Origin of the sequence: Erwinia sp. S43 (genome assembly GCF_016624745.1) — a bacterium.
Classification (GTDB): domain Bacteria; phylum Pseudomonadota; class Gammaproteobacteria; order Enterobacterales; family Enterobacteriaceae; genus Erwinia; species Erwinia coffeiphila.
The window spans coordinates 125833-132464 of sequence record NZ_JACVTX010000014.1; the positions used below are offsets into that span (position 1 = coordinate 125833).

At 51.5% G+C, this 6632-nt stretch carries 3 protein-coding genes; 2 read left to right on the forward strand and 1 reads right to left on the reverse strand.

Going from position 1 to position 6632, the window contains the following annotated elements; translation table 11 throughout:
- Positions 1-8 precede the first annotated feature (8 nt).
- Positions 9-1361 carry a histidine-histamine antiporter gene (gene hdcC / locus IBT47_RS16965; RefSeq protein ID WP_200561635.1) on the reverse strand — a complete coding sequence of 451 codons (1353 nt, stop codon included), beginning with the start codon at positions 1359-1361 and terminating at the stop codon, positions 9-11.
- Between the two features lie 372 nt (positions 1362-1733).
- Here hdcC and IBT47_RS16970 point away from each other — a divergent pair, with 372 nt between their 5' ends.
- Together IBT47_RS16970 and IBT47_RS16975 are read left to right on the forward strand one after the other, a co-directional pair.
- The gene (locus IBT47_RS16970; protein WP_200561637.1) at positions 1734-3653 is read left to right on the forward strand and encodes an ATP phosphoribosyltransferase regulatory subunit; all 1920 of its coding nucleotides are present in this window, start codon (positions 1734-1736) and stop codon (positions 3651-3653) included.
- A 278-nt stretch (positions 3654-3931) separates the two neighbouring features.
- Positions 3932-6364, forward strand: a complete 2433-nt coding sequence (locus IBT47_RS16975; RefSeq protein WP_200561639.1) for a glucose/quinate/shikimate family membrane-bound PQQ-dependent dehydrogenase — start codon at positions 3932-3934, stop codon at positions 6362-6364.
- The last annotated feature ends 268 nt before the right edge of the window (positions 6365-6632 follow it).

A 6632-nucleotide genomic window follows, 5' to 3' on the forward strand; every position in this document is an offset into this window, starting at 1 on the left:
GTTAAAAATCAGGATTTTTTATCGAGATAAAGAATGTCATCGCCTTTTTTATTACGACCTGCGGCAACAAAGCAGAATAAAGGGATGGTGAACATCATCATGACTATTCCCCAAAACATTGAATCAGTCCCCGAGCCAAGCAATGCGAATATGCTATAAATCATCCCAATAACCACCATTACGCTGTAAAACATAAATGAGGGCCCACGATTTATTTTTTTCGACATCATGATGATTGGCAGAGAGATTAACGCGTACATGTAAGGCAAAAGGGAGGCAAAAACGGACATTAATATGACCACTTCAAACTGTTTTGCCAGGTTGGGTGAGGCGGTCATCATTAAGACGGCACTCATCAATACGCCGGTAAAAATCAGGCTTTTCATCGGAACATCATTTTTATTCACATCGGCAAAAAACTGTGGGAACAATCCCTGCTGGGCGCCGGCACGTGGGCCTTCCGATTGCAGAATCAGCCAGCCTGAAATAGAACCAAAGCAGGCGATTATGCTCAGCGCAGAGGCGATATTGCCTGCGGTATTACCGAACATATAGCGGGCCGCATCGGCAAAAGGTGCGGAGGAGTTCACCAGCTCTGCGTGAGGAACCAGGCCCATAATCACCGTACAGCTACCGACGTAGCAGACTGAGGCGATCAGCAACCCCATGACCGTTGCTTTGGGTACTGTTCGTTCGGGGCAATCAACCTGTCCGGTAGAAACCACCGCAGATTCCACGCCCAGGAATCCCCACAGCGCAATGGATGCGGCAGAGATAATCGCCGAGCTGTCACTTTTACCCGTACCGTTGTAGACCTGACTAAACATCGACGGGTCGAACCAGAACCAGCCGACAATGCCGATGCCCAACACCACAACCAGCATACAGCTGGCCGTAAACGACTGGGCGCGGCCGGCTACGCGTGCGCCCAGGCTGCCGAGTGCAATAAATGCCCAGAGGATTACAATAGCCGTCACGCAGCCAACCGTGGGGTCTTTGAGCTGCGGGAAGAAGTAGCTGAGATAGCCAATACCGGCAACCAACAGGGCAACGTTGCCGATCCAGGCACTAATCCAGTAGCAAACGGTGGTTTGAAATCCGACGAAGGGGCCAAAGGCATCGCTAGCGTAAGCGACTATTCCACCGTTGCGCGGCGTTAACAGGCTGGTTTTTGCGAAGACCAGCGCGATAGCAATGACCCCGATAATAGTGAAAAACCACCCCCACAGGGATATGTAGCCAATACCGGCGAGGTTAGTGGGTAGCATAAATACCCCTGAGCCCATCATGTTTGATGCTGTGACAAGCGTCAGGGCCACGACGCCCATTTTATGAGCGGATTTTGTGCTGATTTTATCCATTTTAAATATCCTGTAACGTGGTGCTGTTAATAATAAGGAGGCAGCTTGAATTTCATGTGATACATGGAGTTTAAAAACGGATGCGGGGCTAATTATGATTTAGATCATTTATTCTCGGTCTTTATGTTTTTTCCGTGAATCCGTGTGGAGTTTTTTTCTAAAAACATTATAAATCCGTTCTGTCCCCTTTTTTATTTATACCTGGTTGTTGGTTGGGGATTTTAAAACGACAACTTGCTGCAAGGATGTGTTTTTGTACGCTTGACAAAGATTGGGGGTGTGATGGATTATTCCTGCGTGAAAGGGGCGGGTCTATTATTCTATCAATGGGCGCGTTTTAATTAAAAATCCTAAATTTTATGGGAGCTACCCATGTCCAGAACGTCGAGGGTTTATGTTCAGGGGCTGCCACAACTCATTCAGCTAAATGGGCATAATAATGACATTGTGTTTCATGATGACGAGGATTATTTGACCTTTCTTAACTGTTTAAGACGGGCTGATGAGTTATTCGACTTCGCTTTACATGCATGGACTCTGTTACCACATCAGATGATGATGTTATTAACGCCGCAGACAAAAGAGGATCTTAGTCGGCTGGTTCAGCATATTGGCAGAAGCTATGTCCCCTGGTTTAATCAAAAATATCATCGTAGCGGTAGCCTGTGGGAAGGAAGATATAATAGTTCGCTGATTGAACCAGAAGCCTACCTGCTTATTGCACAAAAATTTGTTGATACCCGTCTTGGAGAACTGCACGCCGCCAGGGGCGAAAGGCTTACCTGGAGCAGCTACCGGAATAATATTGGCGAGCAGCAGCAAATGATTACACCGCATGAACAGTATCTGCGCCTCGGTCATACTCCTCAGGAGCGCGCCATCCAGTATGCGCGTTTTATTCAGTCCCCACTTGGCCCTTCGATTGAAAAACGGCTACAGGATTGCCTGAACCAGAATCGACTGCTGGGTACCCCACAGTATTGTCAGCAGTTAGAAAGGCAACTTCACAGACCAGTTCAGCCCAGACAAGCCGGGAGACCACGCAAATATTTTCATAATCAGGTTACCGACTGGGCATGGCTGGAGAATCAGGCCGCCTGTCTGCTGTCACGTTATTGCTACCAGGAAGTTCGGCTGCCTCTCCTTGAAAGCGAAGGAAATGAAACGGCTTTTACATCGCAAAATCAGAAGTTTCCCCTCGCGGGTAATCACAGCGCCCTGCTGCGTGGAGAGGGGACGATGGGATGCCTGAAAATGATTAACCAGCATCCGCATCTGCAGTCCATGAGCAAACTGTGGTACGAGGGGGTAATGTTTCGTAGTTCGGCAAATTCTGGTGAGCATATCCAACAATATCAGCAGATTGGTGTTGAAGCCTTTGGTTATGCGGGGGTGGATATCGAACTGGAGCAGTTGGCTTTGCAATATGATTTTTTCAAATCGCTGGGGTTGCAGGAAAACGTGGAGTTAAAAATTAACAGCACGGGAACACAGAAGGAGCTTGCTGCCTTTCGCACAGCGCTACGTGCTTTTTATCAGCCTTTCATCGGCGTTTTCGAATCTGAATGGACTGAATGCCTCGCAATGCAGCCGGAAAGACTGCTGCGCTCAGACCATCCTCTGCTGGCCAGGCTTCGTTCCATCGCGCCGGAGATCGGCGATTTCCTTGGGGAGGAATCGCGGAAGCGTTTTGATTGTCTGCTGGAATCTTTGACTAAAATCCGCGTTCCCTTTGTGGTGGATCGGTGGCTTTATCCCTCAAATGCCTATTGCCATACCCATTTTGAATGGCACTGCGAGAAACTGCTGGAACACAGCCTGTTATGTCGCGGTGGTCGCTATGATGAATGTGCGACTAGCGTTCTTGAAACGCCGATTCAGGCCTGCGGCTTTGCGTTAATGCTGGACCCGATAATGCGTTTGCTGCGTCTGACGGATAAGCATCTGCTTAAGCAGCAGGTCACGGATGTGGTCATCATTCCGGGTTCTCCTGCCGCCAGCACCCAGGCATTAAACATCGGTCGGTCGCTCAGAAAAACATTTCCGCAGATGAGCATCGCCAATGATTTCTCCCATATGCGCGTCACCGCCTGTGTGCGAAATGCCAGACGGCAGGGCGGGCGGTTTATTATCGTGGTTTCCTCTGACGAAGCAGCAACCGAAGTCGCCATTTACGATCGCGACAGCGGGGAAGAGCAAAGGGTCAATCTCGCTAAGGCGATTAGCATACTGAGCCATAGTCTCAATGCTTCCCCTGGTTGCCGAAGCGGGACAAATGTACCATATGGATAATTTTTTAGTTGGATGTTAACTTTTTGTTTATCACAGAATGAACCTGGTGGTACAATTTTGGCGTTAGTTGCGGGAGCTTATGTCCGTCAGGCCACGTCTGACGGGTGTGTGAGCTTCAGCGGTTAACACCGGACGGGCTGGTCCCGCGTAATAATGTTAATAAAAATAAGACATCTATACTTATTGTAGCTCATCGTTATGAGCGGGATGGCAACCGCCGCACTCGGCGGTTTCTGCCAGCAATAATGACGTCTTATTCTCTCCAGGAGTGTTTTTGTATGCCTCATACAGATGCCGGGTCATCAAAATGGCTGGGCTTGTGGTGTTTCCTGCTAGGGTTAATTCTGCTGGCAGCAGGCCTGTATTTTGTCATTGGTGGTGTAAAACTGATTTCACTCGGCGGTAGCTGGTACTTCGCGATTGCCGGTATTTTTACCGCCATTTCAGCGATTCAGTTCTTCCGTCGTAAATCATCCGCAGTGCTGATTTTTGCTCTGGTGTTTATTGGTACCGTAATCTGGGCCATTCAGGATGCCGGTATTGATTTCTGGCCGCTGGTTTCCCGTGTGGTATTTTTCGCTGGCATGCTGCTGCTGGCGCTGATCACTTACCCGGCGCTGCGCAAGCGTGAGAGTAAACCTTCAGCCGCTAAGCTTTCCTACGGTCTGAGCGCTGTGACCGTGGTTGGCCTGCTGGTTACCGCATTCGAAATGTTCCAGCCGCATCCTCCGGTTGCATCAAACGGTCAGGAACTGCCGCTGGTGCCTGTGGATAAATCAACCGAGCAGAAAAACTGGGATAATTACGGTAACACTGCCGGAGGAAGCCGCTTTGTGGCGCTGGACCAGATCACGCGTGACAACGTGAAGGATCTGAAGCCCGTCTGGACCTTCCACACCGGTGATATTCCGGAAAGCCCAACCGGCAACGGTGCTGAAGATCAGCAAACTCCGCTGCAGGTAGGCGATCGTCTGTATCTCTGTACGCCGCATAACAACGTGATTGCCGTGGATGCGGATACCGGTAAAGAGGTCTGGAAAACCGAAATCAACGCGCAGTCCCAGGTGTGGAACCGCTGCCGTGGTCTGGCTTACTTCGATGCCACTAAACCGCTGCAGCAGCCAAGTGTGCCGGATTCAACGCCGGTGACCGCGGTGACTCTGGCTGCCGGTGATACCTGTCAGCGCCGTCTGTTGATGAACACCATCGACGCGCGCCTGGTCGCTATCAATGCCGACAATGGTGAAATGTGCCAGAACTTCGGCGACAAAGGTTTTGTTGACCTGAAAGCCGGTCTGGGTGAAGCAGGCGATCCAAAATATCAGCTGACTTCAGCGCCAACCCTGGCGGGTACTACCGTCGTTGTGGGTGGACGTGTAGCTGATAACGTGCAGACCGATATGCCTGGCGGCGTACTGCGCGGCTTTGACGTGATCACCGGTGAAATGCGCTGGGCGTTTGACCCGGGCAATCCGGACCCAACGGCCAAGCTGGAACCAGGTAAAACCTTCGTTCGCAGTACGCCGAACTCCTGGGCTCCGATGTCCTACGATCCGGCAATGAACACCGTGTTCCTGCCAATGGGTAGTTCGTCCGTTGACCTGTGGGGTGCAAACCGTAACGCGCTGGACCATAAATATGGTGCCTCTATCCTGGCGCTGGATGCGACTACCGGTAAAGAAAAATGGGTGTATCAGACCGTTCATAACGATCTATGGGACTTCGATATCCCAATGCAGCCAAGCCTGATCGACTTCCCACAGAAAGACGGCAGCAGCAAGCCAGCGGTGGTATTTGGTACCAAAGCAGGCCAGATCTTCGTGCTGGATCGCCTGACCGGTCAACCGCTGACCGAAGTGAAAGAAGTGCCGGTTAAGCCTGGTAACATTCCAAACGAGCAGTACACGCCGACTCAGCCTAAGTCTGTTGGTATGCCGCAGATCGGTGCGGATACCATGACCGAGTCTGATATGTGGGGCGCTACGCCGTTCGATCAGCTGGCCTGCCGTATCGGCTTTAAATCTATGCGCTACGATGGTCTGTTCACCGTTCCGGGTACCGACCTGTCCCTCAGCTTCCCGGGTTCACTGGGCGGTATGAACTGGGGCAGTCTGTCGACCGATCCGAACAACCATTACATCTTCGCTAACGATATGCGTCTGGGCCTGTGGGTACAGATGATCCCGGCGAAAACCACCTCTGGTCCTGCCAGCAACGGCGGCGAAGCGGTGAATACCGGTATGGGCGCAGTTCCGCTGAAAGGCACCCCGTATGCGGTGAACAAAAACCGCTTTATGTCACCGCTGGGCATCCCTTGCCAGAAGCCACCGTTCGGTACGCTGTCTGCTATCGACCTGAAAACGCAGAAAATTGTGTGGCAGGTGCCGGTTGGTACGGTGCAGGATACCGGTCCATTTGGTATCAAAATGAAAGCGCAGATGCCGGTGGGCATGCCAACACTTGGCGGTACGCTGGCCACTCAGGGCGGCCTGGTGTTCATCGCCGGTACTCAGGACTACTACCTGCGTGCTTTCGATACTTCAACCGGTAAAGAAGTGTGGAAAGCCCGTCTGCCAGTTGGCAGCCAGGGTGGCCCAATGAGCTACAAGTCGCCGAAAACAGGTAAGCAGTACATCCTGATTTCTGCGGGCGGTGCGCGTCAGTCTCCGGATCGCGGTGACTATGTGATTGCCTACGCGCTGGATAAATAAGCCCTCGGGTTTATTGGTCTGGTAAAAACCGCCGTCTCTTTGAGATGGCGGTTTTTTTATGTATTGAATATCCGTTAGTAATCCTGCTCTGCGGTCGACATAGCGTAACAAGCTGAAAGCCGGTATATCGTGAGTAACACGTTGCTGTGAAACAGCGGGCTGGGGTTCAGCCTCTGCTGCTGCTCCAGGGCGGTCCTCGCGCCGCGTTTCGGTGCCCTCGGTTACAGCTGCTGGCCTGTCGGACCGGCGGAGACGGTATATCCCTATA

Excerpts from the sequence above, each read along its gene's own strand:
- hdcC (WP_200561635.1), bottom strand. The coding sequence starts at position 1,361 with ATGGATAAAATCAGCACAAAATCCGCTCATAAAATGGGCGTCGTGGCC.
- IBT47_RS16970 (WP_200561637.1), top strand. The coding sequence starts at position 1,734 with ATGTCCAGAACGTCGAGGGTTTATGTTCAGGGGCTGCCACAACTCATT.
- IBT47_RS16975 (WP_200561639.1), top strand. The coding sequence starts at position 3,932 with ATGCCTCATACAGATGCCGGGTCATCAAAATGGCTGGGCTTGTGGTGT.